This window comes from Leucobacter luti (assembly GCF_004217175.1).
GTDB lineage: Bacteria > Actinomycetota > Actinomycetes > Actinomycetales > Microbacteriaceae > Leucobacter > Leucobacter luti.
In genome coordinates, this window is record NZ_SHKI01000005.1 from 378,739 (window position 1) to 405,512 (window position 26,774).

At 70.2% G+C, this 26,774-nt stretch carries 27 protein-coding genes; 23 read left to right on the forward strand and 4 right to left on the reverse strand.

All coding sequences use genetic code 11. The features are described from left to right. The first annotated feature begins 246 nt into the window (after positions 1-246). The 6 genes from leuC to EV139_RS10800 all read left to right on the forward strand — a co-directional run bounded on the left by leuC (position 247) and on the right by EV139_RS10800 (position 6,995). Positions 247-1,746, forward strand: coding sequence for a 3-isopropylmalate dehydratase large subunit (gene leuC, locus EV139_RS10775; RefSeq protein ID WP_130454331.1), 1,500 nt, complete (start codon positions 247-249; stop codon positions 1,744-1,746). 5 nt (positions 1,747-1,751) lie between these two features. Next, positions 1,752-2,357 (forward strand): 3-isopropylmalate dehydratase small subunit, encoded by a 606-nt coding sequence (gene leuD, locus EV139_RS10780; RefSeq protein ID WP_130454332.1) that lies wholly within the window; start codon positions 1,752-1,754, stop codon positions 2,355-2,357. Positions 2,358-2,535: 178 nt separating this feature from the next. Beyond that, positions 2,536-3,843, forward strand: coding sequence for a UDP-N-acetylglucosamine 1-carboxyvinyltransferase (murA, locus tag EV139_RS10785; RefSeq protein ID WP_241989039.1), 1,308 nt, complete (start codon positions 2,536-2,538; stop codon positions 3,841-3,843). Positions 3,844-3,925: 82 nt separating this feature from the next. After that, on the forward strand, positions 3,926-4,702 hold the full coding sequence (locus EV139_RS10790; protein ID WP_198677541.1) for a lysophospholipid acyltransferase family protein: 777 nt from the start codon (positions 3,926-3,928) through the stop codon (positions 4,700-4,702). After that, positions 4,699-5,820 (forward strand): NAD(P)H-dependent glycerol-3-phosphate dehydrogenase, encoded by a 1,122-nt coding sequence (locus EV139_RS10795; protein WP_130454333.1) that lies wholly within the window; start codon positions 4,699-4,701, stop codon positions 5,818-5,820. Before EV139_RS10790 ends, EV139_RS10795 begins: the two co-directional genes overlap by 4 nt. 41 nt (positions 5,821-5,861) lie before the next feature. Then, positions 5,862-6,995, forward strand: coding sequence for a D-alanine--D-alanine ligase family protein (locus tag EV139_RS10800; RefSeq protein WP_420029117.1), 1,134 nt, complete (start codon positions 5,862-5,864; stop codon positions 6,993-6,995). A 127-nt stretch (positions 6,996-7,122) separates the two neighbouring features. On the opposite strand, the gene EV139_RS10805 is transcribed toward EV139_RS10800, so the two are convergent. Then, positions 7,123-7,641 carry a DUF3515 family protein gene (locus tag EV139_RS10805; RefSeq protein WP_130454334.1) on the reverse strand — a complete coding sequence of 173 codons (519 nt, stop codon included), beginning with the start codon at positions 7,639-7,641 and terminating at the stop codon, positions 7,123-7,125. Positions 7,642-7,720: 79 nt separating this feature from the next. On the opposite strand from EV139_RS10805, the gene thiL reads away from it, so the two are divergent. Both thiL and EV139_RS10815 read left to right on the forward strand, forming a co-directional pair. After that, positions 7,721-8,737 (forward strand): thiamine-phosphate kinase, encoded by a 1,017-nt coding sequence (gene thiL / locus EV139_RS10810; RefSeq protein WP_130454335.1) that lies wholly within the window; start codon positions 7,721-7,723, stop codon positions 8,735-8,737. 95 nt (positions 8,738-8,832) lie between these two features. Further along, entirely contained in the window at positions 8,833-9,462 is a 630-nt protein-coding gene (locus EV139_RS10815) for an SIMPL domain-containing protein (RefSeq protein WP_130454336.1), read from the forward strand. A gap of 9 nt (positions 9,463-9,471) precedes the next feature. Here EV139_RS10815 and EV139_RS10820 read toward each other — a convergent pair whose 3' ends face one another. Then, positions 9,472-11,076 (reverse strand): PucR family transcriptional regulator, encoded by a 1,605-nt coding sequence (locus EV139_RS10820; RefSeq protein ID WP_241989027.1) that lies wholly within the window; start codon positions 11,074-11,076, stop codon positions 9,472-9,474. A 174-nt stretch (positions 11,077-11,250) separates the two neighbouring features. On the opposite strand from EV139_RS10820, the gene gabT reads away from it, so the two are divergent. Both gabT and EV139_RS10830 read left to right on the forward strand, forming a co-directional pair. Continuing rightward, positions 11,251-12,591 (forward strand): 4-aminobutyrate--2-oxoglutarate transaminase, encoded by a 1,341-nt coding sequence (gene gabT / locus EV139_RS10825; RefSeq protein WP_130454338.1) that lies wholly within the window; start codon positions 11,251-11,253, stop codon positions 12,589-12,591. A gap of 28 nt (positions 12,592-12,619) precedes the next feature. After that, complete coding sequence (locus tag EV139_RS10830) at positions 12,620-14,086, forward strand: NAD-dependent succinate-semialdehyde dehydrogenase (RefSeq protein ID WP_130454339.1); 1,467 nt, start codon at positions 12,620-12,622, stop codon at positions 14,084-14,086. Here EV139_RS10830 and EV139_RS16025 read toward each other — a convergent pair. Together EV139_RS16025 and EV139_RS10835 are read right to left on the reverse strand one after the other, a co-directional pair. Then, the gene (locus EV139_RS16025; protein ID WP_157993034.1) at positions 14,083-14,220 is read right to left on the reverse strand and encodes a hypothetical protein; all 138 of its coding nucleotides are present in this window, start codon (positions 14,218-14,220) and stop codon (positions 14,083-14,085) included. The two genes, EV139_RS10830 and EV139_RS16025, sit on opposite strands and share 4 nt — an antisense overlap. 32 nt (positions 14,221-14,252) lie before the next feature. Then, positions 14,253-14,882, reverse strand: a complete 630-nt coding sequence (locus EV139_RS10835) for an RsmD family RNA methyltransferase (RefSeq protein ID WP_130454340.1) — start codon at positions 14,880-14,882, stop codon at positions 14,253-14,255. Positions 14,883-14,968: 86 nt separating this feature from the next. Here EV139_RS10835 and EV139_RS10840 point away from each other — a divergent pair, with 86 nt between their 5' ends. The 13 genes from EV139_RS10840 to EV139_RS10900 all read left to right on the forward strand — a co-directional run bounded on the left by EV139_RS10840 (position 14,969) and on the right by EV139_RS10900 (position 26,773). Further along, positions 14,969-17,155, forward strand: a complete 2,187-nt coding sequence (locus EV139_RS10840; protein WP_130454341.1) for an ATP-dependent DNA helicase RecG — start codon at positions 14,969-14,971, stop codon at positions 17,153-17,155. 140 nt (positions 17,156-17,295) lie between these two features. Then, the gene (locus EV139_RS10845) at positions 17,296-18,207 is read left to right on the forward strand and encodes an ABC transporter ATP-binding protein (protein ID WP_130454342.1); all 912 of its coding nucleotides are present in this window, start codon (positions 17,296-17,298) and stop codon (positions 18,205-18,207) included. 37 nt (positions 18,208-18,244) lie between these two features. Then, complete coding sequence (locus EV139_RS10850) at positions 18,245-19,147, forward strand: ABC transporter permease (protein WP_130454343.1); 903 nt, start codon at positions 18,245-18,247, stop codon at positions 19,145-19,147. A 126-nt stretch (positions 19,148-19,273) separates the two neighbouring features. Continuing rightward, positions 19,274-20,677, forward strand: a complete 1,404-nt coding sequence (locus EV139_RS10855; RefSeq protein ID WP_130454344.1) for a sensor histidine kinase — start codon at positions 19,274-19,276, stop codon at positions 20,675-20,677. Next, entirely contained in the window at positions 20,670-21,383 is a 714-nt protein-coding gene (locus tag EV139_RS10860) for a response regulator (RefSeq protein ID WP_130454345.1), read from the forward strand. The genes EV139_RS10855 and EV139_RS10860 overlap by 8 nt, the downstream gene beginning before the upstream one ends. Before the next feature lie 35 nt (positions 21,384-21,418). After that, on the forward strand, positions 21,419-21,913 hold the full coding sequence (coaD, locus tag EV139_RS10865; protein ID WP_130454346.1) for a pantetheine-phosphate adenylyltransferase: 495 nt from the start codon (positions 21,419-21,421) through the stop codon (positions 21,911-21,913). Beyond that, entirely contained in the window at positions 21,913-22,527 is a 615-nt protein-coding gene (locus EV139_RS10870; RefSeq protein WP_130454347.1) for a YceD family protein, read from the forward strand. Before coaD ends, EV139_RS10870 begins: the two co-directional genes overlap by 1 nt. Positions 22,528-22,540: 13 nt before the next feature. Continuing rightward, a complete protein-coding gene (gene rpmF / locus EV139_RS10875) occupies positions 22,541-22,744 on the forward strand; it encodes a 50S ribosomal protein L32 (protein ID WP_130454348.1) in 204 nt (67 codons plus the stop codon). An 11-nt stretch (positions 22,745-22,755) separates the two neighbouring features. After that, complete coding sequence (gene rnc / locus EV139_RS10880) at positions 22,756-23,493, forward strand: ribonuclease III (protein ID WP_130454349.1); 738 nt, start codon at positions 22,756-22,758, stop codon at positions 23,491-23,493. Between the two features lies 1 nt (position 23,494). Then, complete coding sequence (locus EV139_RS10885) at positions 23,495-24,628, forward strand: Fpg/Nei family DNA glycosylase (RefSeq protein WP_130454350.1); 1,134 nt, start codon at positions 23,495-23,497, stop codon at positions 24,626-24,628. A gap of 99 nt (positions 24,629-24,727) precedes the next feature. Then, positions 24,728-25,201, forward strand: a complete 474-nt coding sequence (locus EV139_RS10890) for a hypothetical protein (RefSeq protein WP_130454351.1) — start codon at positions 24,728-24,730, stop codon at positions 25,199-25,201. A 153-nt stretch (positions 25,202-25,354) separates the two neighbouring features. Next, positions 25,355-26,086, forward strand: coding sequence for a transglutaminase domain-containing protein (locus tag EV139_RS10895; RefSeq protein ID WP_130454352.1), 732 nt, complete (start codon positions 25,355-25,357; stop codon positions 26,084-26,086). Between the two features lie 138 nt (positions 26,087-26,224). Beyond that, complete coding sequence (locus tag EV139_RS10900; RefSeq protein WP_198677542.1) at positions 26,225-26,773, forward strand: GNAT family N-acetyltransferase; 549 nt, start codon at positions 26,225-26,227, stop codon at positions 26,771-26,773. The last annotated feature ends 1 nt before the right edge of the window (position 26,774 follow it).

A 26,774-nucleotide genomic window follows, 5' to 3' on the forward strand; every position in this document is an offset into this window, starting at 1 on the left:
AACACCCCTTCGGCATCCCCGGCTCGCCTCGCGAGTCGGGGATGCCGTGTTGTCAGGGTCCCCGGTGGTAGACTCGTCGGCATGCGTTTGCGGCGACTGCTTCTTCACAGCCGCGACGGGCTCTAGCCGATCGGCCGCCCCGTCGCGGAGTTTCCGCATGGCCGAATCCTCACCGCGCATCACGCCGGAATAATTCGTGCGGCGCAGAGCTTATAGAGCGTAGAGACTGAGAAGAGAAGCAAAAAGATGAGTAATCAGAATGCGTCTGGGTTGAACACTGAAGCGGCGAAGCGGCCGCGCACCCTCGCCGAGAAGCTGTGGGACGACCACGTGGTCGTCAAGGGCGAGAAGGGCGAGCCAGATCTCATTTACATCGACCTCCACCTGATCCACGAGGTCACGAGCCCGCAGGCGTTCGACGGCCTGCGCGCCGCGAACCGGCCACTGCGTCGGGTCGACCTGATGATCGCGACCGAGGATCACAACACCCCCACCCTCAACATCACCCGCCAGATCGAAGACCCCACGAGCCGGCTGCAGATCGAGACGCTGCGGCACAACGTCGCAGACTTCGGTGTGCGTGCCCACCCGCTGGGTGACAAAGAGCAGGGCATCGTCCACGTGGTGGGGCCGCAGCTCGGGCTCACAATGCCGGGGATCACGGTCGTGTGCGGCGACAGCCACACCTCCACGCACGGCGCGTTTGGCGCTCTCGCGTTCGGGATCGGCACGAGCGAGGTCGAGCACGTCATGGCGACGCAGACGCTCCCGCTGAAGCCGTTCAAGACCATGGCGATCACGGTCGAGGGTGAGCTGCGCCCGGGCGTCACGGCCAAGGACATCATCCTCGCGGTCATCGCAAAGATTGGCACGGGCGGCGGTCAGGGCTACGTGCTCGAATACCGCGGCTCCGCGATCCGCAGTCTCTCCATGGACGGTCGCATGACCATCTGCAACATGTCGATCGAGGCGGGCGCCCGCGCCGGCATGGTCGCTCCCGACGAGACCACATTCGAGTACGTGAAGGGGCGCGAGGCCGCGCCCACCGGAGCTGACTGGGACGCGGCCGTGGAGTACTGGAAGACGCTGCCCACCGACGAGGGTGCCGTGTTCGACGCTGAGGTCTTCATCGACGCCTCCGAGCTCGAGCCGTTTGTGACCTGGGGCACCAACCCGGGTCAGGGCGTTCTGCTCAGCGAGAACGTGCCGAATCCGGCGCAGATTGCAGACCCGAACGAGCGCGCCGCCGCCGAGCGCGCGCTTGAGTACATGGACCTCACGGCGGGCACGCCGATGAAGGAGATTCCGGTCGACGCAGTGTTCATGGGCTCGTGCACCAACAGTCGGCTCGACGATCTGCGCGCCTTCGCTGACCTGATCAAGGGCAAGCGCAAGGCAGACGGCGTACGCCTGATGGTGGTGCCCGGCTCGGCGCGCGTGCGGCTCGAGGCCGAGGCCGAGGGGATCGACAAGATCGTCGAGGCGTTCGGTGGCGAGTGGCGCTTCGCGGGCTGTTCCATGTGCCTCGGAATGAACCCCGACCAGCTCGAGCCCGGCGAGCGCTGCGCGTCGACCTCGAACCGCAACTTTGAGGGCCGCCAGGGCAAGGGCGGGCGCACGCACCTCGTGTCGCCGCTCGTCGCGGCGGCGACCGCGATCCGCGGCACGCTCTCGAGCCCGTGGGATCTGCGGAGCGACGCCGAGCAGGGCATTACGCACGACGCAACCGAGAAGGTGGAGGCCTGATCAACATGGAAAAGTTCACCACCATCTCCGGAATCGCCGCGCCGCTGAAGCGCTCGAACGTTGACACCGACCAGATCATCCCCGCGGTGTTTCTGAAGCGGGTCACGAAGACCGGTTTCGAGGACGCGCTGTTCCACCACTGGCGCCAGGACGAGAACTTCGTGCTGAACCAGCCGCAGTACGCGGGGGTCAGCATTCTCGTCGCCGGTCCCGATTTCGGCACCGGCTCCTCCCGCGAGCACGCCGTGTGGGCGCTGCGCGACTACGGCTTCAAAGTCGTGATCTCGCCCCGCTTCGCGGACATTTTCCGCGGCAACTCGGGCAAGCAGGGCCTACTCGCCGCGCAGGTCACCGAGCCGGACGTCGAGCGCCTGTGGGCTGCGATGGACGAGACCCCCGGCGTAGAGCTTCAGGTGAGCCTCGAGAACCGCGAGATTTCGGTCGGCGATCTGACCGTTCCGTTTGAGATTGATGACTACACCCGGTGGCGCCTCATGGAGGGCCTCGACGACATTTCGCTGACGCTTCGCAATGAGGAAGCGATTTCGGAGTTCGAAGCCCGCCGCCCCGCGTGGATGCCCACGACGACCCAGCCGGCCCAGTCGGCCTAGAGTTCGGAGACACCGAGTGACTGATGCAGTGAACACTTCTGACACCGACCGCGTCCTTGAGGAAGCGGTTGACGTCCCCACCGACGCGCTGAAGCCCAGCCCCGAGGAACAGGACGCCGCGGGCCGCAAGCTCGACGCGCAGAAGGCGGGCGCCCGCGTCGGCCTCACCTCCGACGAGATCATCATCAACGGTGGCCGTCCGCTCAAGGGCCGCATCGAGGTGCGCGGCGCCAAGAACCTCGCCACCAAGGCGATGGTTGCCGCGCTCCTCGGGAAGACCCCGAGCGTGCTCCGCAACGTGCCGAACATTTCGGACGTGCGCGTGGTCGCCGGCCTGCTCGCGCTGCACGGTGTGCTGATCACCCGCGGTGAAGAGGCGGGCGAGTGGCGTCTCGATCCGTCGAACGTCGAGATGGCGCACAAGGCCGACATCGACGCGCACGCCGGCTCCTCACGGATCCCGATCCTCTTCTGCGGGCCGTTGCTGCACCGCCTCGGCGAGGCGTTCATCCCCGACCTCGGCGGCTGCCGGATCGGCGATCGTCCGATTGACTTCCACCTCGACGCACTGCGCGAGTTCGGCGCCGTGATCGAGAAGCTCCCCAGCGGGATCAGCCTCACGGCCCCCAACGGCCTCAAGGGCGCGAACATCGAGCTGCCCTACCCGTCGGTCGGCGCGACCGAGCAGGTGCTGCTCACCGCGGTGCTCGCCGAGGGCCAGACCGAGCTGCGCAACGCCGCAATCGAGCCCGAGATTGTCGACCTGATCTGCATCCTGCAGAAGATGGGCGCGATCATCTCGATGGAGCCCAACCGGGTGATCTTCATCGAGGGCGTCGAGGAGCTGCGCGGCTACAACCACCGCGCGATTTTCGACCGCAACGAGGCCGCCAGCTGGGCTGCGGCCGCGCTCGCGACCAAGGGCGACGTGTTCGTGGGCGGCGTGAAGCAGGAAGAGATGATGACCTTCCTGAACGTCTTCCGCAAGGTCGGCGGTGACTTCGACGTGCACGACGACGGGATCCGTTTCTGGCACCCGGGCGGCGACCTCAAGCCCGTCACGATCGAGACCGACGTGCACCCCGGCTTCATGACCGACTGGCAGCAGCCGCTCGTTGTGGCGCTCACGCAGGCGCAGGGCGTCTCCACGATCCACGAGACGGTGTACGAGAACCGCTTCGGCTTCACCGACGCGCTCAACCAGATGGGCGCCAACATTGTGGTGCACAAGGACGGCCTCGCCGCGGACGAGCGGCGCGTGATGCGCCGCGAGTTCGAGCAGGCCGCCGTGATCACGGGACCCACGCCGCTCACGGGCGCCGACATCGAGGTGCCGGATCTGCGCGGCGGGTTCAGCCACCTCATCGCGGCGCTCACCGCGGAGGGGCAGTCGAAGGTCACGAACCTCGGGATCATCTCTCGCGGCTACGAGAACTTCATCGAGAAGCTGCACCTGCTGGGCGCCGACTTCGTCTACGAGAGCTGAGCGGCTGAGAACTTCCGCACGATCTGCGGAGACGCGGTTTGGCATGCAGCCTGAGGACCGCGCCTCCGGGATAATGGGAAGTATGACTGACACGGTGAAGATCCGGGGCCGCTCCTCAGCCGAGAAGCGGCGCCCCTCGGTGTTCTGGGTGCTCTCCGGCCTGGTGCTCCCGATCTGGTCGCTGATGGTGCGTTATCGATTCACGCCGCAGTCGAAGCTCCCGCAGACGGGGCCGTTCATTATCGCGCCGAACCACTACAGCGAGATTGACCCGATCGCGGTAGGGGCGGCGGTGTGGCACCTGGGGCGACTGCCCCGGTTCATGGCGAAGGCGAGCCTGTTCAAGATCCCGGTCTTTGGCAGGCTGCTCCGCGCATCGGGCCAGATCCCCGTGGAGCGTGTGGGCGCGGCGCGCCCGGGCGCGGGGAGCGCAAACCCGATCGGCGCGGCCGCGGAGCTGATCGCGAACGATTCCGGGGTGATCGTGTACCCGGAGGGGACGCTGACGCGCGACCCAGAGCTGTGGCCCATGCGGGGAAAGACCGGCGCGATCCGGCTCGCTCTCGAATCAGGGATCCCCGTGATCCCCGTTGCGCACTGGGGCACGCAGGAGCTGATGCCGCGCTACGCGAAGCGGATCCACCCGTTCCCGCGCAAGACGATTCACGTGTCAGTGGGGGAGCCGCTCGACCTGAGCAAGTACGCCGATCGGCCGCTCGACCAGCGCGTGATGAACGAGGCTACCCGGGACCTGATGGACGCCATTACCGCGCTGCTCGCCGAGCTTCGTGGTGAGACGCCGCCGCCCGAGCGGTGGGACCCCACCAAGCACCAGCAGAGTGAGACAGGACGCTTTTGAGTACCAATTCAATTCCGGTCGTTCGCGGCAACGGCACGCGAAATCGGGGGCGTAAGGTCGCCGTGATCGGTTCGGGGAGCTGGGGGACCACTTTCGCGAAGATCCTCACTGACGCTGGGTGCGACGTGACGATCTGGGCTCGGCGCCCGGAGCTCGCGAACGAGATTCAGGTCGCGCGCCGTAACACGCAGTACCTGCCGGGTATCAACCTCCCGAAGGGGCTTGCCGCAACGAGTGATCTCGCGACAGCGCTTCGCGGGGCGCGGCTCGTGTTCCTCGCGGTGCCCAGCCAGACGCTGCGTCAGAACCTGCTCGATATCGAGCCGTTCCTGGACCGACGCAGCGTGCTCGTGAGCCTCGTCAAGGGCGTCGAGAAGACGACCACGATGCGCATGTCCGAGGTGATTGCCGACACGCTCGATCTTCCGCCGGAGCGCATTGGCGCGGTGTCCGGCCCCAACATCGCGCTCGAGATCGCGAAGGAGCAGCCCACGGGCGCCGTCGCGTCCTGCGTAGACCTCGCCGTTGCCGAGGAGATCGCCACCGCCGCCTCAGCGCCCTACTTCCGCACCTACGTCAACACGGACGTGATCGGCACCGAGCTGGGCGGCGTGCTCAAAAACCTCATCGCGCTCGCGATCGGCATCGTCGACGGCGTCGGCTACGGTGAAAACACGAAAGCGGCGATCATCACGCGCGGCCTCGCCGAAATGACCGAGTTCTCGGTCGCGTCCGGCGCCGACCCCGCCACGCTGTCGGGACTCGCCGGCCTGGGCGACCTGATCGCGACCTGCCAGTCGCCGCTCTCGCGAAACAACACCGCGGGCCGGCTCATTGGGCAGGGGTACTCGCAGGAGGAGACGCGCGAGCAGATGCAGCAGGTTGCCGAGGGCATCACCTCGGTACCGCCCGTGCTTGAGCTCGCCCGCGAGCGCGGAATCGTGATGCCCATCGTTGAGCAGGTGCAAATGGTGCTCAGTGGCACAATGGCGCCCGCAAACCTCGGCCCGCACCTCGCGACCGAGGACGACGTGCCGCGGCCGGAGCAACGGCTTGAGGCCCCCGCGGAGGGGCGTTGGCGTCGACTGGTGAACCGAATGAAGGGAAACTCAGCGTGAGCGAGAACGAGAGCGTAACCGGCCTGGCGGCAACAGGGCCCGTGGCAACCGGCCCCATCCGCAGCGCAGGATCGGCCCCCCGCACCGTGGTGATCCTCTTCGGTGGCCGCTCCAGCGAGCACGGAATCAGCTGCGTGACCGCCGCCGGCGTGCTGCGCGCAATCGACCGGTCACAGTTCAACGTCATCCTCGTGGGCATGACCCGACAGGGCGCCACCGTGCTGATGCGCGAGGACGACCTGGCCGACTACCGGCTCGAGGCCGGCGCGCTGCCCGAGGTTCACGACAACGGCACGCGCGTGCTGTGGCCCGCCTCCACGGCCACGCAGACCATCACCGTGATCGAACAGACCGGGACGCTGCGCAGCCTCGGCCACGTGGACGCGGTGCTGCCGATGCTGCACGGGCCCTACGGGGAGGACGGCACCGTGCAGGGGATGCTCGACCTCGTCGACATGCCCTACGTGGGCAGCGGCGTGCTCGGCTCCGCACTCTGCATGGACAAGCACGTGGTCAAGACCGTGCTCGCGGACGCCGGGATCGCGGTGGCGCCGTGGCGCACGGTGACGAGCGAGCAGGTGGCGGCGGATCCGTACCTGGTCGAGTCGCTCGACGAGGGACTCACCTACCCGCTCTTCGTGAAGCCCGCGCGGGCCGGGTCGAGTGTGGGGGTCAGCCGCGTGGTCGCGGCCGCGGAGATCCCCGCCGCGCTCACCCTCGCGTTCGCCGAGGACCGGACCGTGCTGATCGAATCGGGCGTGACCGGCCGCGAGGTCGAGATCGCCGTGCTGGAGGGGCGTGGCGAAGCCGCGCCGCGCACCAGCTCGGTCATCGGGGAGATTGTCTTTTCAGGCCGCGACTTCTACGACTTCGAGGCGAAGTACCTCGGGGCCGCGGGGGTCGACCTCGCGCTGCCCGCCGACGTGACCGATGCGGAGTTCGCGGCGATCCGTGACGCCGCGGTGCGTGCCTACAACGTGACGCAGTGCGCCGGACACGCGCGCATCGACTTCTTCCTCACCGAGACCGGTCCGGTGCTGAACGAGATCAACACGCTGCCCGGTTTTACCCCCATCTCGATGTACCCGCGGCTGTGGGAGGCGTCCGGTGTGAGCTACTCCGAGCTCATCACCGAGCTCATCGAGCTCGCGATCGAGAAGCGCCCCGCCTACTAGGCGCGAGTCGGGCTGCGGGGGCGAGCTGCGCGGCGGAGCTGCTGTGATGCTGCGCGGCGGAGCCGCTGTGCGCTGTGGTACCGCATGCGGCGCCGCTGCGCTGCCCGGGGGCGAGTGCTGCGGCCCGCTACGCCTGCGGCTTCGTGAGGTCGAGCGTGTCGCCGAGGCTCGTGCACTTGCGCTCCTGCGGCAGCTCCTTCGCGACCGCGCTGAGGTCGACGACTACGTCGGTGCCGCTGACCTGCTCGCCGTCAACGTACACGGCGAGTCCGGGGGAGCGGCCGTACGCCTCGAAGCGGTAGATCGGCGCAGAAGACTCGTCGATCACCCAGTCGACGCCGTTCACGTTGACGCAGGTGTCGGTCGTGGGGCCGCTCGGCTCGATCCCGCAGACCAGCTGCACTGCGGCCTCCTCGCCCCAGGCGCCCGTGGCCTGCGCGTTCGTAGTGCGCTTCTTCTGCTCGGCCACCGTGTCGGGGAGCCGCACGATCACGTCGGCGCACGCCGGGTTGTTCGCGTCCTCAGCGGGGTGCATCGGCACCTGGCCAGCGCAGCCCGTCAACGCCGCAACGCCGAGCGCCGCGGCAACCGCGGAGACGGCGCCCAGTCGGCGAACACGGGACGGGCGAGACGGCAGGCGCAACATGACCCCGAGTCTACCGGGGCCGGCTCCGGATCCTGTGCGGACGCCGGACGCCGGGTGCCGGGCGCGGTAGCGTAGTGGGATGACGCTGACCGTTGGTGAACTCGGAGAATCAGGCGTGCTGGCTCGGGTGCTCGCGCGGCTCGCCCCGGCCCCCGCGGCGTTGCTCGGCCCCGGCGACGACTGCGCGGTGCTTCGGCCCAGCGGCGAACTCGTGGTGACCACCGACACGATGATCGAAGGCCCAGACTTCCGAGCTGCCTGGCACGGCGGCTTCGACCTCGGCTGGAAGCTCGCCGCGACGAACCTGTCCGACGTCGCGGCGATGGGGGCGCGGCCCATCGGGTTGACGCTCGCGCTCGCCGTGCCGCGCGACACTCCGGTCGCGCTGCTCGAAGAGATCGCGTCCGGCATGAACGCGGCGTGCTGTGAGCTCGCGCCGGGCTGCGGCGTGATCGGCGGCGACCTCGGCACGGCCCCCGTCCTCACGGCGGCCGTCACCGCGCTGGGGGAGCTCGCGGGGCGGCCCGCGGTGACGCGCGCCGGTGCGCGAGCCGGCGACGTGGTCGCCTACGCCGGCGACCTCGGTCTCGCCGGCATGGGGCTCTCGCTGCTCTTCGCCGAGGCCGCGGACGCCGACGGCACCGCGCACGCGCGCACCCTCCCCGCGCTGCGCGCCGCGCACCCCGAGATCCTCGCGGCGCAGCTGGCCCCCGCACCGCCGATCGAACTCGGCGCGGTGGCGGCCGCGGCCGGAGCGACCGCCATGATGGACGTGTCGGACTCGCTCTCGATCGACGCGGACCGGCTCGCGCGCGCGAGCGGCGTGCGGCTCGAACTCGACCGGGCGTGGCTGGAGCGCGGCTTCGGGCTGCAGCGCGGCGTCGAGGTGCCCGTGCCCGCGATGCTCACGGGCGGTGAGGATCACGGGCTCCTCGCGACGTTCCCCGCCGCGGTGCAGGCCGCCGGGCTGCCGGGCGGGTTTGTGGCGATCGGCCGGGTGGTCGCTGCGACCGAGCGCTCCGAGGTCACCCTGGACGGCGCGCCGCTGCAGCCGACCGGCTGGGACCCGTACGTGGTGCGCTGGCCGGGGGCGTGAGCGGGCCCGCGCCGACCTGGACGGCCCCTCGGCCCGCCAGCTAGTCTTCAACTGGTGGCGCTACGCGAGCGCCGCAGACACCCAGGGGGAGTGGAATGACTGAAATTGTGGTGACCGGATCCGCCGAGCGGCGTCTGCCCGCCGACCGCGCCGAGCTCCAGCTCAGCGCGTCGAGCGCGGGGCCCGAGCGCCAGGCCGTGATCGCGGCGGCCGGGGCGCTCCACGAGCTGATCGTGGCCCGGGCGCAGCAGCTGGTGGGGGCCGGCATCGCGGAGAGCTACGCCGCGGAGGCCGTGAGTACGTACACGAACAGCTGGCGCGACGAGTCCGGCGCGCAGGTGGTGGAGCACCGCGCGAGCGTGAGCGTCTCGATCGAGCTCGTTGAGCTCGGGCAGGTGGGCGCGCTCACCACCGAGTTTTCGGAGGCGGGGGTCGACCCGCGGGTGTCGTGGAAGCTGAGTGAAGACGCGCGCGAGGCGGTGCTGCGCGAGCTGCGCGCCGACGCGGTCGCCGACGCCCGCACCGCTGCCGACGATTTCGCGGCGGCGCTCGGCACTCCGGTCACCGAGTTTCGCGAGCTGCGCGACGCGAGCGCGGGCGGCGGGGGCGGGATCAGCCCGATCGGTGCCCCGCGCTTCGCGCTCGCGGACGGTGCTGCGCCGCCCGAGGTGACGGTGCACGACATCAGCGTGCGCGTGGAGATCCAGGCTCGCTTCGGCGCGTAGCCGAGCGCCCTAGGCGTCCGCCAGGAGTCGGAGGGCGGCCCAGAGCTCGGCCCGGGAGTCGGGGGAGTCGAGGTCGAGCTGGAGCAGGCTCGCCGCGGTGTGGACGCGCGCCTTGAGCGTGTGCCGGTGCACCCCGAGCTCGGTCGCGGCCGCGCTCGTCTGCCCGTGGTGCGCGAGCCAGGTCGCGAGGCTCTCCTCGATCACGTCGCCGTGCCGCTCGTCGTGGTGGCGGATCGGTGCGAGGAGCGCCGCCGCGCGGACGACCGCCTCGGGCTGCGCCGCGAGCAGGCGGAGCACGCCGCCGTGGAGCTCGGGGCGGTAGTCGACGGGCACCGCTGCGGCCGAACCGAGCGCGTACTCGAGCGCGCGATCCGCCTGCCCCACGAGCTCGCTGAGCGCGCTGAGGGTGCCCCGCTCCGAGATGCCCGCGGGGAGTCGGTGCGCCACGAGGAGCCGCTTGAGCGCCGGGAGGTGTCGGCTTTCGGCGATCACGAGCGGGGCGTCCCGGTAGCTCGCGCCAATGAGGCCGGGGCTTCCCGCGTCGAGCGACTGCAGGTCCTCGGCGAAGCTCGGATCCGGTTCGGCCGGGCTTCGGTAGCGCACCGCCACGATCGCGCCGGCGGGGATCCGGGTGAGGGTGCCCTCGGCGAGTCGCTCGGCCAACTGCACCTGCTCGCCGATGAGCAGGTCGAGGATCGCGCCGCGGAGCGCGGCCTGTGCGGCCCCCACGCCGCTGCGATGCTCGAGCTGGATCGTGGCGAGCGCCGAGACGAGCCCCAGGAGCGTGCGCTCGGCGGTGTCTGGCGCACCGTGGTCCTCGCTCACGAGCACGCCGAGTACCTGCCCCTGCCGCCCCAGCGCCTGCATCTGGATCCCGCTGCCCTCGCCGCCGCCGATGCGGCCGGCGCTCACCCCGCGCTCCACGAGGCGTCGGGTCTCGCGCCGGATCCACTCCGCGTCCACCGCGCCGCGCGCCGACTGCGGTGCAAACTCGACGAGGCGGCCGGAGCGATCGGTGATGCCCACCCAGCGTCCGAGTCGCGCCGCGGCCTCCCGCACCGCCGCGCCCAGGCCGTCCCGGTGCAGCGATGCGGCGGTGACCGCGCGCTGCGAGTCGATCGCCCAGATGTCGCGGTCGCGCGTCTTGGCGTCGAGCAGCCTGGCCGCGGTCTGGACGATCTCGATGAAGGCGGTGTCGTACGGGACGCGGAACAGTGGGAGGCCGAGGGCGTCGCAGGCCGCCACCACCTGCGCGGGAATGCGGTCCCAGTGCAGGCCGACGGCGACACCGAGGGCGGAGGTGCCGGCGTCGATGAGGCGCTGCACATAGGCGCGCGCGTCCTCGGGGCCCTGCACCACGTCGAAGCGGGCGCCGGTGGTGAGGAGCACGGTGCGCGGCGGCAGGAACGGGGTGGGGTCTTCGAGCTCGCTGATGTGGACCCACTGCACAGCGCGCGCGGCCGTCGTGTCGTCGGCGCCGGCGATGAGGACCAGGCTGAGCTGGTACTGGTGGAGCAGCTCGCCGAGCTCGATCGTTTGGCGCAGCGAGACCCCGGCGGGAGCCTCCGAAAACGGCTGAATCTCGCCGCTGTGTGGCGTCCCGGTCTCGTCCACGCTGCCCCCGTCTCTGAGCGGGCGTCCCGCTGTGCCACCCTGTCGAAAGTTGATTCGCTTCGACACCATTCTGGCACACTCGCTCCGAGGGGCTTGGGGTTAGGCTGATCCCGAATCAATTGGACCCGTGCCCGGTGCACCCGCGGCGCGAAACCTACACCAAGGAGAACCCTCATGGTCGATGTCATCGGCGGCCCCTCGCTTCCGCAGGAGCGCAAGCTCGTTACCAGCATTCCTGGCCCGAAGTCGCAGGAGCTCCTCGCGCGCAAGAACGCCGCGGTTGCTGCCGGTGTCGGCGTCGCGCTCCCCGTGTCCGTGGTTGCCGCGGGTGGCGGCGTCATGGTCGACGCCGACGGCAACTCGCTGATCGACCTCGGCTCCGGCATCGCCGTGACCGGCGTTGGCAACTCGGCCCCCGCCGTCGTCGAGGCCGTCATCAACCAGGTGCAGCAGTTCACGCACACCTGCTTCACCGTGACCCCCTACGAGGGCTACGTCGAGGTGTCGGAGAAGCTCAACGAGCTCACCCCCGGCGACCACGAGAAGCGCTCGGCGCTGTTCAACTCGGGCGCCGAGGCTGTCGAGAACGCGATCAAGATCGCGCGTCACTACACGAAGAAGAATGCCGTCGTCGTCTTCGACCACGCGTACCACGGCCGCACCAACCTCACCATGGGGATGACCGCGAAGAACATGCCGTACAAGGACGGCTTCGGCCCCTTCGCCCCCGAGGTCTACCGCGTTCCGGCGTCGTACCCGTACCGCGACGGCCTCTCGGGAGCCGCAGCCGCCGAGGTGGCCATCACGCAGATCGAGAAGCAGGTCGGCGCAGCCAACCTCGCCGCGATGATCATCGAGCCCATCCAGGGCGAGGGCGGCTTCATCGAGCCGGCCGAGGGCTTCCTCCCCGCGCTGCAGGCTTGGGCCACCGCGAACAAGGTCGTCTTCATCCTCGACGAGGTCCAGACCGGCTTCGCACGCACGGGTGACCTCTTCGCCGCGAACCACGAGGGCGTTGTCCCCGACCTCGTCACCACCGCCAAGGGCATCGCGGGCGGCCTGCCCCTGTCTGCCGTGACCGGCCGCGCCGAGATCATGGATTCCGCGCACGCGGGTGGCCTGGGCGGCACCTACGCCGGCAGCCCGATCGCCTGCGCCGCCGCTCTGGCGACGATCGACACGTACGAGAAGGAGAACCTCGCCGAGCGTGCTCGCGAGATCGGCGCGATCGTTGACGAGTTCTTCGCCGAGCTGCGCAAGAGCGACGATCGCATCGGCGACATTCGCGGCCGCGGCGCAATGAAGGCAGTCGAGTTCGTCGAGTCGGGCTCCATGAAGCCCGCCGCTGCGCTCACCGGCGCAATCGCCAAGTACGCTGGGGAGCAGGGCGTCATTCTCCTGACCTGCGGCACCTACGGCAACGTGGTGCGGTTCCTCCCGCCGCTGTCGATCTCCGACGAGCTGCTCCGCGAGGGCCTGCAGATCGTTGCGGACGCGCTCAAGGCGAACGCCTAACTCGTCACTCCCGAAAGGACACGAACACATGGCTCTGAAGCCCAACGAACAGGAACTGCTCGATAGCGTGCAGTCCGGCCTCGGCATCGGCGGCACCTGGGAGCCGTCCACCTCGGGCGCCACGCTCGACGTGCACGATCCCGCAACCGGTGAGGTCATCAAGTCGATCGCAGACGCGACCGTTGAGGACGCGGTTCGCGCGCTCGACGCCGCGGTCGCCGCTCAGGAAGCCTGGGCCGCCACGCCGTCGCGCGTGCGTTCGAACATCCTGCGCCGCGCCTTCGATCTCCTCATGGAGCGCAAGGAAGACTTCGCGCTCCTCATGAGCATGGAGATGGGCAAGCCCATCGCCGAGGCTCGTGGCGAGGTCAACTACGGTGGCGAGTTCCTGCGCTGGTTCTCCGAGGAAGCCGTCCGCGTACGCGGCGACTACCGCGAGAACCCGGAGGGGACGGGCAACATGCTCGTCTCGCACATCCCCGTGGGGCCGTGCTACTTCATCACCCCGTGGAACTTCCCGCTGGCAATGGCCACCCGCAAGATCGCTCCGGCGCTCGCGGCTGGCTGCACGGTCGTCATCAAGCCGGCCGCGCTGACCCCGCTCACCACGATCTTCTTCGCGCAGCTGCTCGAAGAGGCCGGCCTTCCCGCCGGCGTGGTTAACGTGGTCGCGACCTCGAAGTCGAGCGCCCAGTCGAGCGCTCTGCTCTCGGACACGCGTCTCCGCAAGCTCTCGTTCACGGGGTCCACCCCGGTGGGCGTCAAGCTGCTCGAGGCCGCAGCGCAGAACGTGCTCCGCACCTCGATGGAGCTCGGCGGCAACGCCCCGTTCATCGTGTTCGAGGACGCGGATCTCGATCGCGCCGTCGAGGGCGCAATGCTCGCGAAGTTCCGCAACATCGGCCAGGCCTGCACCGCGGCGAACCGCGTCATCGTGCACGAGTCGGTCGCTGACGAGTTCGTGCGTCGCGTGAGCGAGAAGGTTGCCGCCTTCTCGATCGGCCGCGGCGCCGAGGAGGGCTACGACATCGGAGCGCTCGTCGACGACAAGGCAGTGGCTAACACCGCTCGCCTCGTGCAGGACGCGGTTGACACCGGCGCGACGGTCGTCACCGGCGGCGAGGTCATCGACGGCCCGGGCAACTTCTTCCAGCCCACCGTTGTGGACCACCTCACCCCGCAGTCGGCGATCATGCGCGAGGAGATCTTCGGACCCCTGCTCGGCGTGATCCGCTTCTCGACTGAGGAAGAGGCCGTCGAGATCGCCAACAACACCGAGTACGGCCTGATCAGCTACGTGTTCACGGAGAACATCCACCGTGGACACCGCATGATCGAGAAGCTCGAGAGCGGCATGATGGGCCTGAACACCGGCCTCGTCTCAAACGCCGCGGCGCCGTTCGGCGGGCTCAAGCAGTCCGGCCTCGGCCGCGAGGGCGGCTTTGAGGGGATCCACGAGTTCCTCTCGTCGAAGTACACCCTGCTCCCGCGCTAGTCGCGGTGGAGTGCGAGGCCCCGGGATCCTGCGGATCCCGGGGCCTCGGTCGTGCGCGCACGGCGCAGCTGCTCGCCGAGGTGATCCTCCCATCGCTCCGACGGCCAGCGACGTGTGACGAGCTGTTCAGGCACAGCAACAGCATGCGTCAAGTTTGTGCAGAAAGCTACGCAGGCGATTCTTCGCTCTCGGACGCTTCCGGGGTGCCGGGCTCGGTCGGCTCGGCCCACCACAGTGCGGTCTCGCCGTGCCGGCGCTCGCGAATCGGGCTGAGCCCCGCGGGCCAGCTCGGCTCTGGCGTGCGCGTGCTCCGCTCAACGAGCACCGCGGCACCCGGTGCGAGCAGCGGCACGAGCGCCGCCAGGTTTGCGGTGAGCTCGGCCTCGCCGAGGTCGTACGGGGGATCGAGGAGCGCCACGTCCCACGCCCCGAGCCGCGCGCCGCTCGCACCGGCCGCGTCGAGGTATGTCTGCACCGACTGCCGCACCACCTCCACCTCGGGGGCCGAGCCGCCGCGAAACGCCGAGAGCACCGTCTTCGTGTTGCGCGTCGCCACCTGGGCGGCCTGCGGGTGCTTCTCGACGAGCACGATCCGGCTCGCGCCCCGGCTCGCGGCCTCCAGGCCGAGGGCGCCCGAACCGGCGTAGAGATCGAGTACCCGCGTCTCCGCGAGCAGGTCCCACGAGTCGAGGGTCGAGAAGATTGCCTCCCGCACGCGGTCGCTCGTGGGGCGGGTTCCGGCTTTCGGCACTTCGAGGCGCAGCGATCCGGCAGCCCCCGCGATAACTCTGGTCACCCCACGAGCGTAGCGCGGCGCGGCGTTCCCGGCAGCCCGCGCGGCGGTGTCGGCAGAATGTCGCCGGGCGGCGATACGCTTAATGCATGGCTCTGGTCACCCTCGACACCGCACTCGCTGAGGTCGTGGGCGCCCGCACCGCGAAGCCCATGGAGAAGAGCTTCGACGTGCGCACGGTGGGCGACATGCTGTGGCACCTCCCGCGCCGCTACTCGCGGCGCGGCGAGCTCACGCCGCTCAACGACCTGCCGTTCGGCGAGCAGATCACCGTCGTGGCGCAGGTGCTCAACATCGGCGCGCGCGAGATGAAGAACCGGCGCGGCAAGATCGTCGAGGCGCGCATCACCGACGGCACGGGCACCCTCACGCTCACTTTTTTCAATCAGGCCTTTCGGCAGCATGAGCTGCTCCCCGGCCGGCGGGGGATCTTCACCGGCAAGGTGAGCGAGTACCGCGGGCACCTGCAGCTGCAGCACCCCAACTACGAGCTGTTCGACAACCGTGACGACGCCCCCGGGGCCGCGCAGCTCGACGAGGCGGCCGCGAAGGCGTGGTCCGAGACCCCGGTCCCCATCTATCCCGCGACGGCGCAGGTGCCCAGCTGGACCGTGCAGAAGACGGTCGAGCTGGTGCTCGACGCCCTCGCCCCGGTGCCGGATCCGCTCCCGGCAGAGCTGCTCAGAGCGGAGGGCATCATGCCGCTGCAGCGCGCGCTTGAGCTGGTGCACCGGCCGCAGCGTGAGGCCGACTGGCACGCGGCCCAGGACAGCCTGCGCTTCAGGGAGGCGTTCGACCTACAGCTGGCGCTGCTCGACCGCCGCCGCCGCGCCGCGCAGGAGCAGAGCACACCGCGCCCCGCGGGCGGTGAGTCGCTCGCGCGCTTCGACGCCGCGCTCCCGTTCGATCTCACGGGGGACCAGCGGCTCGCCGGCGCGCGCATCGCCGCCGACCTCGCGGCACCCCACCCGATGCACCAGCTGCTGCAGGGCGAGGTGGGTTCGGGCAAGACGCTCGTCGCGCTGCGGGCCATGCTGCAGGTGGCGGGCAGCGGCGGGCAGAGCGCGCTGCTCGCCCCCACCGAAGTGCTCGCCTCGCAGCACTTCAGGTCGATCACCGAGGCGCTCGGCCCCGAGCTCAGCGCAGAGCTGAACCCGATCCTGCTCACGGGCCGCATGCCCGCGGCCGAGCGGAAGCGCGCGCTGCTCGCGATTGCGGCGGGTGCGGCGCACATCGCCGTGGGCACGCACGCGCTCCTCGGCGACGCGGTCACGTTCGCCGACCTGGGGCTGATCGTTGTCGACGAGCAGCATCGCTTCGGCGTTGAGCAGCGCGAGACGCTCCGCCGCAAGGGCTCGCAGCCGCACGTGCTCGCAATGACGGCCACCCCAATTCCGCGCACCGTCGCGCTCACCGCGTTCGGTGATCTCGAGGTGACCACCATCCGGGAGCTCCCGCCCGGCCGCAAGGGCATCGAGACGTTTGCGGTTCCCGAGCTCGAAATGCCGAACCGGGCGGCCCGCGTGTGGGCCCGCGCGGTCGAAGACCTGCACGCGGGCCGGCAGGTGTACGTGGTGTGCCCGGCGATCGCGGCGGGTGAACTGGAGGCCGGCTCCGAGCCACCCGAGGCGGCGGCGGGGAGTGGCACCGGCCCGCAGCGGCCCCTCGCAAACGTCGAAGACACGGTTGCGGAGCTGCGCGCGCGCGCCGATTTCGCTGGCATCGAGATCGCCGGCCTGCACGGCGGACTCTCGGGGCCCGAGAAAGACCGGATCATGAGCGGCTTCGCTGCGGGGGAGATCCGCCTGCTGGTGGCGACCACCGTGATCGAGGTGGGCGTCAACGTGCCCAACGCATCGATCATGATCGTGCGCGACGCGGATCGCTTCGGCATCTCCCAGCTGCACCAGCTCCGCGGTCGCGTGGGCCGCGGCGAGCACGCCGGGCTGTGCCTCCTCATGACCACGGCCGAGCAGGGCTCCACCGCCCGGGCCCGGATCGACGCCGTGGCTGATACGTCGGACGGCTTCGAACTTGCCGAGGTCGACCTCGAGCTGCGCCGGGAGGGCAACATTCTCGGCACCGAGCAGTCGGGTGGGCGGTCAACGCTGCGCCTGCTGCGCGTCGCCGAGCACGGCGAGCTCATTGTGCACACGCGAGAGCTCGCTGCCGCGCTGCTTGAGCGCGATCCCGAGCTGCGCACCGCCCCCGAGCTCGCGGCGATCCTCGCCGCGCGCGAGGCCGCGGGAGACCTCGAGAACCTCGCAAAGTCCTAGCCGGGCGGGCGGGGCGATCCCGCACGAATGATACTCAGGTACCACCCGGGCAGGCACTTCCGGCCGATGTGGCGTGAGCCTGGGGTGCGTAGCTTTGGAGTATCGCCGGGGTTCGGTGAACACGACGCAAGGAGACACCCATGATCGAGGCACGCGGTCTGAGTAAGAGATACGGCACAAAACTCGCGGTGGACGATGTGAGCTTCACGATCAAGTCGGGTCAGGTGACCGGGTTCCTCGGCCCCAACGGGGCGGGCAAGTCGACGAGCATGCGACTCATGCTCGGCCTCGACCGTCCCACGGCCGGCACGGTCACGATCAACGGCAGCCGCTACTCAGAGCTCCCGGCGCCCATGCACGAGGTGGGGGCGCTGCTCGACGCGAAGGGTGTGCACCCCGGGCGCAGCGCGCGCAGCCACCTGCGGGCACTCGCGGCGACGCACCGGATCCCCGAGCGCCGGGTCCACGAGGTGCTCGAGCAGACCGGGCTCAGCGAGGTCGCGCACAAGCGCGTGGGCGGCTTCTCGCTGGGCATGGGGCAGCGGCTCGGGATCGCTGCGGCGCTGCTCGGCGATCCGCGCGTCTTGATCCTTGACGAGCCGGTCAACGGGCTCGATCCAGACGGCGTGCTGTGGGTGCGTCAGCTCGTGCGGCACCTCGCGAGCGAGGGCCGCACCGTGTTGCTGTCGAGCCACCTCATGAGCGAGATGGCGCAGACCGCCGACCACGTGATCGTGCTCGGCCGCGGCCGCGTGGTCGCGGACGCCCCGATCGCCGAGTTCATCGCCGCCGGCAAACAGGCCCGCGTGCTGGTGCGCAGCCCGGAGGCCGCGCGCCTTGCCGCGACCCTCATGGCGGGCCCGGAAAGCCCGGCCGCGCTCGAGCCCGCGGGCGACGACGCGTTCACCGTCGCTGGCCTCACTGCCGCCGAGGTCGGTGATCTCGCTGCGGCGCAGGGAATCGCCCTGCACGAGCTCAGCCCCGTTGCCGCGAGCCTCGAGGACGCCTACCTTGAACTCACCCGCACCGAGCTCGAATACGCGGCCGCGTAGCGCCGCCCAGCAGACCCGTAGACAAGGGATATCGACAATGACTTCTACCGTGCTCATCGATGCGAGCTCCGCCCCCACCCCGGCCCAGCCGCAGTCGCGCCGCGGGGCTGCCGCGGGGCGAGACCGCTCCGGCCTCACCTTCGGCGGGGTGCTCCGCAGCGAGCGGATCAAGTTCACCTCACTGCTCAGCGTCCGGCTGAGCCTCATCATCACCGTCGTCATCGGCCTCGCGCTGAGCACGCTGATCGCAGCGCTCTGGAGCAGCGAGATCGGCGGCGGGGACGCCGGGATGACGCTCGGCCAGGGCGACGCGGCGCTCCAGAGCTACCTGCTCTTCGCGAGCACCATGACCGCGCCGTTCCTTGCGCTCGTCTTCGGGGTGCTCGGCGTGTTCGCGATCTCGAGCGAGTACTCGAGCGGCATGATCCTGTCGACCCTCACCGCGGTTCCGCGGCGCAGCCCGGTCTTCGCGGCAAAGGCGCTGCTCCTCAGCCTCGTCTCGGGGATCGCCGCAGCGGTGCTCGTGATCGGCGGCCTCGGCATCGGGGTGCTGTTCTTCCCGGAGGCCGCCTCCCAGCTCCTCTCGACCACCGTGATCTCGGGCGCGCTCGGCACGATTGCCTACCTGGTGCTGATCTCGCTCTTCGCGTTCGGCGTCGCGGGGCTGCTGCGCTCCACCGCCGGCGGCATCGCGGTCGTGACGGGCGCCACCTTCGTGTTGCCGATCGCCTTCCAGGTGCTCAGCATCACCGGGTGGGAGTGGGTCAGCACCGCAATTGCCTACCTGCCGACCCCGCTGGGGAGCACCCTCGCTTCCGGGATCGTCGACGGCCAGGGCGGGGCCCCGAGCTTCTGGGGTGCGCTGATCGCGATGGCCGTGTGGGCCGCGGTCGTGGTGCTCCCGGCCGCCGTGGTCTTCAAGCGCCGCGACGCGCGCTAACCGGCGCCGATCGCCCCGGCGGACGGGACCCGGGAGTCTGGGACCCGCCCGCCGCGAGCGTGCGCGATCTGGGAGTCCTGCCCGCGGCGCGCCGACCAGCGTCCCGTCAGTAGTTAGGGTGAGAGAGTGATCACCGAAGCCGAAGTGCGCCTCCCGCGACCACCCGGGGTGATTCGCCGCGCGCTCGCCGCGCACCCGATCGTGGTCGACGTCTTCATCGTGGTCTGGTTCGTAATCGGCAGCCTGTTCGGGGTGCTGATCGACCTCCTCAGCGCCGCGAGCTGGCAAGACGGGCAGCCCGAGACCTGGTTCGGGATCCCGCCCCACCTCGACTGGCCCCTGTGGCCGCTCACCGCGCTCCGGGTTGCCGCGATCGGCACCGCGCTGATGCTGCGCCGTAAGTTCCCGCTCGCGGGGTTGATCGTCGTCGTGCTCGCGATGTTCGGCGACCAGGGCACGCAGGGCTTCGCGAACGGCGTTGCGCTGCTCTTCCTCCTCTACGCGGTCCCCGTCTACCGCAGCGTCCCCGCCGGCTGGATCGGCTACGGGATCGCGCTGGGCGGCACGCTGCTGCAGTTCGGTCTCGATGTGCACCGCGAGTCGTCGCAGGTGGGGCAGATCGGCCCCGGTGGCGTGCTCATCGCCGAGAGCGGGGCGGTGGTGCGCAGCCCCACCGAGTTCATCGGGATCAGCCTGCTCAGTGCGCTGTGGCTGCTCGCCATCCTCATGCTGGGGATCAACCTCGGCAACCGGCGCCGCTACCTCGAAGCGGTGATCGACCGGGCGCACCAGCTCGCGCGCGAACGCCACCAGCTCGCGCAGCTCGCGGTGGCGGAGGAGCGCTCCCGCATCGCGCGCGAGCTTCACGACATCGTCGCCCACTCGGTCTCGGTGATGATCGCGCTCTCCGAGGGGGCGGCCCGCGCCGCGGAGGTGGCCCCCGAAGCCGCCGCCGACGCAATGCGGCGCAGCGCAGAGACCGGGCGCACCGCGCTCGGAGAGATGCGCCGCCTGCTCGGCGCGCTGCACGCGCCGGAGAACGAGCCTGAGCTTGTGCCGCAGCCGGGGGTGCAGGATCTCCCCGAGCTGGTGCAGAGTTTCACGAACGCGGGGCTCCGCGTGGCGCTCGACATCACGGGGGAGGACTCCGGCGACCGCGGCCAGGAGCTCGCGATCTACCGGATCGTGCAGGAGGGCCTCACGAACGTGCTGCGCTACGCGGGCACCGGTGCCCGCGCCCAGGTGCAGGTGCAGCGCCTCGCCGATCGCACCAGCGTGGAGGTGCGCGACTTCGGCCGCGCGTCCGGCGCCACCCACCCGGTCACGGGAATCGGCTCGGGGCGCGGGCTCGCCGGGCTCAGCGAGCGCGCCCGCGTCTTTGGCGGGCACATCGAGTCCGGCCCCGTGCCCGAGCACGCGGGCGGGGGGTGGCGCCTCTGGGCGGTGCTCCCGGTGAGCCCCGCGGCGAGCTCGGGGACCCCCGACAGCGACCACACGACCGAGAACCCAGAGAGTGAACCCCATGACTGACACACCGATCCGCGTGATGCTCGTTGACGACCAGGAACTGATCCGCACCGGCTTCCGTCTTGTGCTCCTGGGCGAGCCCGGCATCGACGTGATCGCTGAGGCATCGGACGGCGCCGCCGCACTCGCCCAGCTCGAGCGCCTCGCCGCGGAGGGGGCCAGTTGCGACATCGTGCTCATGGACGTGCGCATGCCGGGCATGAACGGCATCGACGCGACCCGGGAGATCGCCGAGCGATTCCCCGCGGTGAAGGTCGTGGTGCTCACCACTTTCGACCTCGACGAGTACGCGACCGGGGCGATTCAGGCCGGGGCGAGCGGCTTCCTCCTCAAAGACGCGCGCCCCACCGAGCTCGTCGACGCGATCCGCCGGGTCGCGGCGGGCGACGCCACGATGGCCCCCAGCGTCACGAAGCGCCTCCTTGAGCAGCTGCGAGCCACGGGCGGGCTCCCCGCGCAGGACGACGCCCAGCCGGGGGTGCCGGGCGCGGCGGCGGGAGCGGGCGTCGCGCCCGAACTCGCGGTGCTCACCGAGCGGGAGCTCGACGTGCTGCGGCTCATCGCGGAGGGGAAGAACAACGGTGAGATCAGCGCCGAGCTCTTCCTCTCAGAATCTACGGTGAAGACGCACGTGGGGCGGGTGCTGTCGAAGCTCCAGCTGCGCGATCGCGTGCACGCCGTGATCTTCGCAAAACAGCACGGGCTCTGAGGCGATGCCAAAGGTGTTGCGGCTAGGCTAGACGCATGACCAATATCGCTGTCGTCCCGGGATCGTTCGATCCCGTCACCCTGGGGCACCTCGACGTAATTCGACGCGCCGCCGGGGTGTTCGACCAGGTGCATGTCCTGGTCGTGCACAACCCCGGCAAGGACGCGATGCTGCCGCTGTCTGAGCGCGTCGGCCTGATCCAGAAGTCGATCGCGGAAGATCCGGATATTCCGGACAACATCCTCGTCGCGTCCTGGTCGGTCGGGCTGCTCGTCGACTACTGCACCGAGGTGGGTGCCTCCGTACTCGTCAAGGGCATCCGATCGCAGATCGACGTGGCCTACGAAACGCCGATGGTGCTCATGAACCGCAGCCTCGCCGGTGTCGAAACCGTCTTCATGCTGCCGGATCCCGCCCACGCCCACGTATCGAGCACGCTCGTGCGCCAGGTGTCGTCGCTCGGCGGCGACGTGAGCCCCTACGTGCCGCCCGCCGTGGCCCGTTTCCTCGACAAGACGCGACCCGCCTGATGTCGGGGGAGACGAACGCCGCCACGAAGCGCGGCGGAGCCACGCGCGTGTTCGAAGAGAACATTCGCGACATCATGAACCGCCCGGGCGAGATGCGCGAGCGCTCGCGCACCATCGTGCTTCCCGAGAAATTCGGCGAGGCACTCGCTGAGATCCCCGCGGGGGCCGAGCTTGAGCTCGATGTGCGCCTGGAGTCTGTTCACGAGGGGATCCTCGTGTCCGCCGAGGCCCACACGACCATGCACGCCGAGTGCGGTCGCTGCCTGAAAGATTTCACCACGCCGTTTCAAGTCGAGTTTCAGGAGCTTTTCGCGTATACTCCTACGGAGGCCGACGAGTATGGGGTTCACGGTGATCACGTGGATCTTGAACCCCCGCTCAGAGACGCGGTAGTGCTTGCACTGCCGTTCCAGCCTGTGTGTCGCCCGGACTGCCCGGGACTCGATCCCGAGTCCGGTGAGCTGCGCGATGCCGAGGCTGCGGTGCTGAACGACGTGGATATTGATCCGCGGTGGGCAGCGCTGGCTGGCTTTGACACCAGCGTCGTGGCCGAGACCGTCACGGCTGAAGTAGATCCTGGCGCGGGGGAGCACCCCGGGTCCGTAAGCAAGTAGGAAAGAGAACATCATGGCTGTTCCCAAGCGGAAGATGTCGCGCTCGAACACCCGTCACCGTCGTTCGGCGTGGAAGGCGATTGTTCCCACGCTCGTCAAGACTGAAGAAAACGGCAAGACTGTCTACAGCCTGCCGCACCGCGCTCGCGTGGTCGAGGATTCGCAGGGCACCCCCCTGTTCCTCGAGTACAAGGGCCGCAAGGTTGCTGACGTCTAAGCACTGATCGCGTGAACGGGAACGATACGTCGCTCCCGCACACCGACCGGGACTCGCCGTCGGGGTCGCCTCAGGGCGACCTCGACGGCTTTCTCGTTTCACTCGGTGTTGCGGTAGAGCCAGAACTGGGCGAGCTCGCCCTCACCCACCGATCCTGGGCGTACGAGCACGGGGGCGCCCCGCACAACGAGCGCCTCGAATTTCTCGGCGACTCGATCCTCGGGCAGGCGGTCACGGTCAAGCTGTACCGCGACTACCCCGAGCTGAGCGAGGGGGAGCTGGCGAAGCGCCGCGCGGCGCTCGTGTCGACCACCGCGCTCGCCGAGGTCGCCCGCGCCCTCGGGATCGGCGCCGTGCTCAAGCTCGGTCGCGGTGAGGACCTCACCGGCGGGCGCGAGAAGGAATCGCTGCTCGCGGACTCCGTCGAGGCGATCATCGGCGCCGTGTACCTGTCGGCGGGCGCCGCGGAGGCGGAGCGCTTTGTGCTGCGCCTCATGGAGACGCTCCTCGTTGACCCGGACCGCTTTACCGACGCGCTCGATCCGAAGACGGCTCTGCAGCAGGAGGCCGCCAGGCGTGGCCTGCCGCACCCGCCGTACGACACCACGGGCTCCGGTCCGGATCACGACCGGCGCTACGCGTCGCGCGTGACGGTCGACCGGGTCACGGGCTACGGCACGGGCACGAGTAAGAAGAACGCCGAGCTCGCGGCAGCGCGAGACGCGGTCTCCCAGCTCCGCAGGCGCTAGCGTGCCCGAGCTCCCCGAGGTCGAGGTGGTGCGCGCCGGGCTCGCGCCCGCCGTGACCGGTGCGCGGGTGATTGCCGCCGAGGTGCGCGATGCACGCGCACTGAAGCGGCACACCCCGCTCGCCGGCGACGACGGCCTTGGCGGGCACGGCGTGACCATGCCGGCCGCGGCCGCCGCCGAGCGTGCCGCCGACTTCGAGCGCCGCGTCACGGGCCTGCGGCTCGGCGCGCCCGCCCGGCGCGGCAAGTTCATGTGGCTGCCGGTGTCGGGTGGCGCGGGTGCTGGCGCGGAGGACGGTGTTGCGGCTGGCGGTGATGGCGGTGCCGCCGGTTCTGGCGGTGCCGGTGGTGCTGGCGCGGAGGAAGCTGCTGGCGCGCGAGTCGCCGCCGAGCGCTGGGCGCTCCTCGCGCACCTCGGCATGAGCGGGCAGTTGCTGCTGCGCGACACCGCGGCGGAGGATGACCGGCACGTGCGGATCCGCCTGTGGATCGACCACCCCGAGCACGGCGAGCTGCGCCTCGACTTCGCCGACCAGCGCCTCTTTGGCTCGCTCGCGCTCGACCGGCTCGCGCCCACCCGCGACGGCGCCCCCGGCGGCAGCGTTCCCGGTGCTGGTGCTGGTGCTGGTGCTGGCGTGGGTGCTGGCGCGTCGCGCGCGGCTTCGGTGGGGGAACCGCTGCTCCCCGTGCAGGCGGCGCGGATCGCCCGCGACCCGCTCGACCCGTTCTTCGACGACGCGGCGTTCGTCGCCGCCGTGCGCGGCAGATCCTCCGGGATTAAGAAGCTCGTCCTCGACCAGGCGCTCGTCAGCGGTGTCGGTAACATCTACGCGGACGAGGCGCTGTGGCGCGCCCGTCTGCACCCTGAGACGCCGGGCCGGGCGCTCAGTGCGCGGAAGCTCGCGGAGCTGCTCGGCGCGCTGCGCGACGTCTTCGCGCAGGCGCTCGCGGAGGGCGGCACCAGCTTTGACGAGCAATACGTCAACGTGAACGGGCAGGCGGGGTATTTCGCGCACAGCCTGAACGCGTACGGCCGCGGTGGCGAGGCGTGCCCACGGTGCGGTGACCCGATCAGGCGGGTGCCGTTCGGCGGCCGGTCGAGCCACTACTGCCCGCGGTGTCAGCGCGGGCGGTAGGCGAGCTGAGCTCGCGCGCCTCCCGCCGCGGGGCACGCCGCCCGCGTGCCAGACGGGGATTCCCAGGCCTCTGAGAGCGTCGCTGCGTAGCATCTCCCCATGGCCCGAAGCAGCTTCAGTGATCATCCAGCGCGCTGGATCGTGGGTGCGTTTTCGGTCCTCGTGCTCGCCCCGGTCCTCGCGGCCATCGCGACCTACGCGTGGGTGCACAACTCGAACAACGCAGCCGCGCAGCAGCTTGAACACGGACTCCTCGCGCTGGAGGTGCCCGCGGGGGCCGAGGTGGTCGACTCAAGCTGGTTGGTGTCGCGGTTCGCCCCGGCGGGGAACGGGACGCAGTACGCCGGAGTGCTGCTGGTCCGCAGCGACCTGACGCAGGAGGCGCTGGGGGCTGCCTACGAGGCCCAGCCTGGGAGTCCGCGCGTGGCCGCCGCGGATGACGACAGCGTCGCGCGGTTGGCCGGGCAGCTCGATTCGGGCGAAGACCTGCACCAGCCGGGCACGTACCTGGTCGTGGACCTGGACGAGCCGACCTCGACGCTGCTCAGCAGCGTCGACCTGCGGGGGCACTAAAAAGGGAAACGCGGATGCTCAGTGCGGGGGCGGAGCTAGCGCGATATCGACCCCGGTGCGCCGCGGGTGCGAACGAGACCGCGAGCTCGAGGTCACCTGCGCGGCCCGTGTGTACGATGGCCATATGTCACAGCCCCAGCGAGCCCCACGCCCATGAGAACCGTCGCTCGCTTGGCGACGCCGTGGTACCGGCGCGGGGCACACCGTTCCGGCACCGGTCCCACCAATCCGGGATCAACGGCTGCAACCGCGATCCTTGACTACGAGTCGCCCGCGATCGTCGACCTGGTGGCTGAGGCCCGGGCGGTGGCCGGATCGGACGAGCCCGTCGCGATCCTCGCTGCGGCGCACGCGGCAATTCGCGACGGGGTGCGTGCGGTGTACGCGCTCGATGAGCGAAACCCCGCGTCGCGCACATACGCGCGCGGCTTTGGGTCCTGCAGTCAGCGGCTCGCAATTCTCGAGAGTGCGGCACGCGCAATCGGTGTGCCGACCAGGGTGCGTGCGCTGCTCGTTGACCGCTCGTTCTGGTACCCGCGGTTTGGGCGGGTCCGGTTCGCCCTCCCTGACCAGATTCTGCTGGCGTGGCCGGAGTTCAATGTCGGCGGCTGGCGCCCGGCCGCCGAGCTGTTCGGGCCGCTCGGGTGCCGCGGCGGTGGCGGCTTCAGCAACTCCGGCAGCGAGACGTTGTTTGAGGCGGTGGGGCGGTGCGCCATCGACTGGGACGGCACAACGGGTGACAGCGCGTACGATCTGTCTCGATTCGTGCGCGCGGACCTCGGCTATTTCGCCGACCGCGACGAGGCGTTCGCGCGGCTCGGCCAGACACTCTGTGCCCCCGTGCGCGCTGTGGCTGACGTCACACTGCGCCGTGTAGCGGCGTAGCGGCTTCGCCGCGCAACTGTGTGCTGGCGGAGCCGCGTTGCTGCGGAGCCCCGGAGCCGCGTTGCTGCGGAGTCGGATCGCGCCGGGCGGATCCGGGATCGTACGCCCCGCCCAGGCGTCACTCGCTACGCTGGTCTCGTGCCCTCACCGTCCCCACTCGCGAGCGATCGGCTCGTCCTCCGCCCATTCGACGCGATCCTCAGTGAGGCGCGGGCCCGCTATCAGGCGCTGCCCGAGGTCGCCCGCTACCTCTACCGCCCGCCGCTCACGCCCGAGCAGAGCCGGGACTCCGCGCTGCGCAACCCGGAGCGCCGGTTCGAGCGCGCGGGGGATCAGCTCCTCTTCGCGGTGGTGGGCGCGGGCGACGGCGCGCTCGTGGGCGAGGTGGTTGCGACGCTCGAGAACCCGGCCGCCGGCCAGGTTGAGGTCGGCTGGATCTTCGACCCGGCGAGCGCGGGCCGCGGCTACGCGACCGAGGCGGCGCTGCTGCTGCTTGGCGCCCTGTTCGCGGAGCACCGCGCGCACCGCATCTTCGCCCGGCTGGACGTCGAGAACGACGCATCCCGGCGGATCTGTGAGCGCCTGGGCATGCGCCAAGAGGCGCACCTGGTGGAGAACGACCTCGACGGCGAGCGGCGGGGCTCGGAGTACGTGTACGCGATCCTCGCCCGCGAGTTTGCGGCGTAGC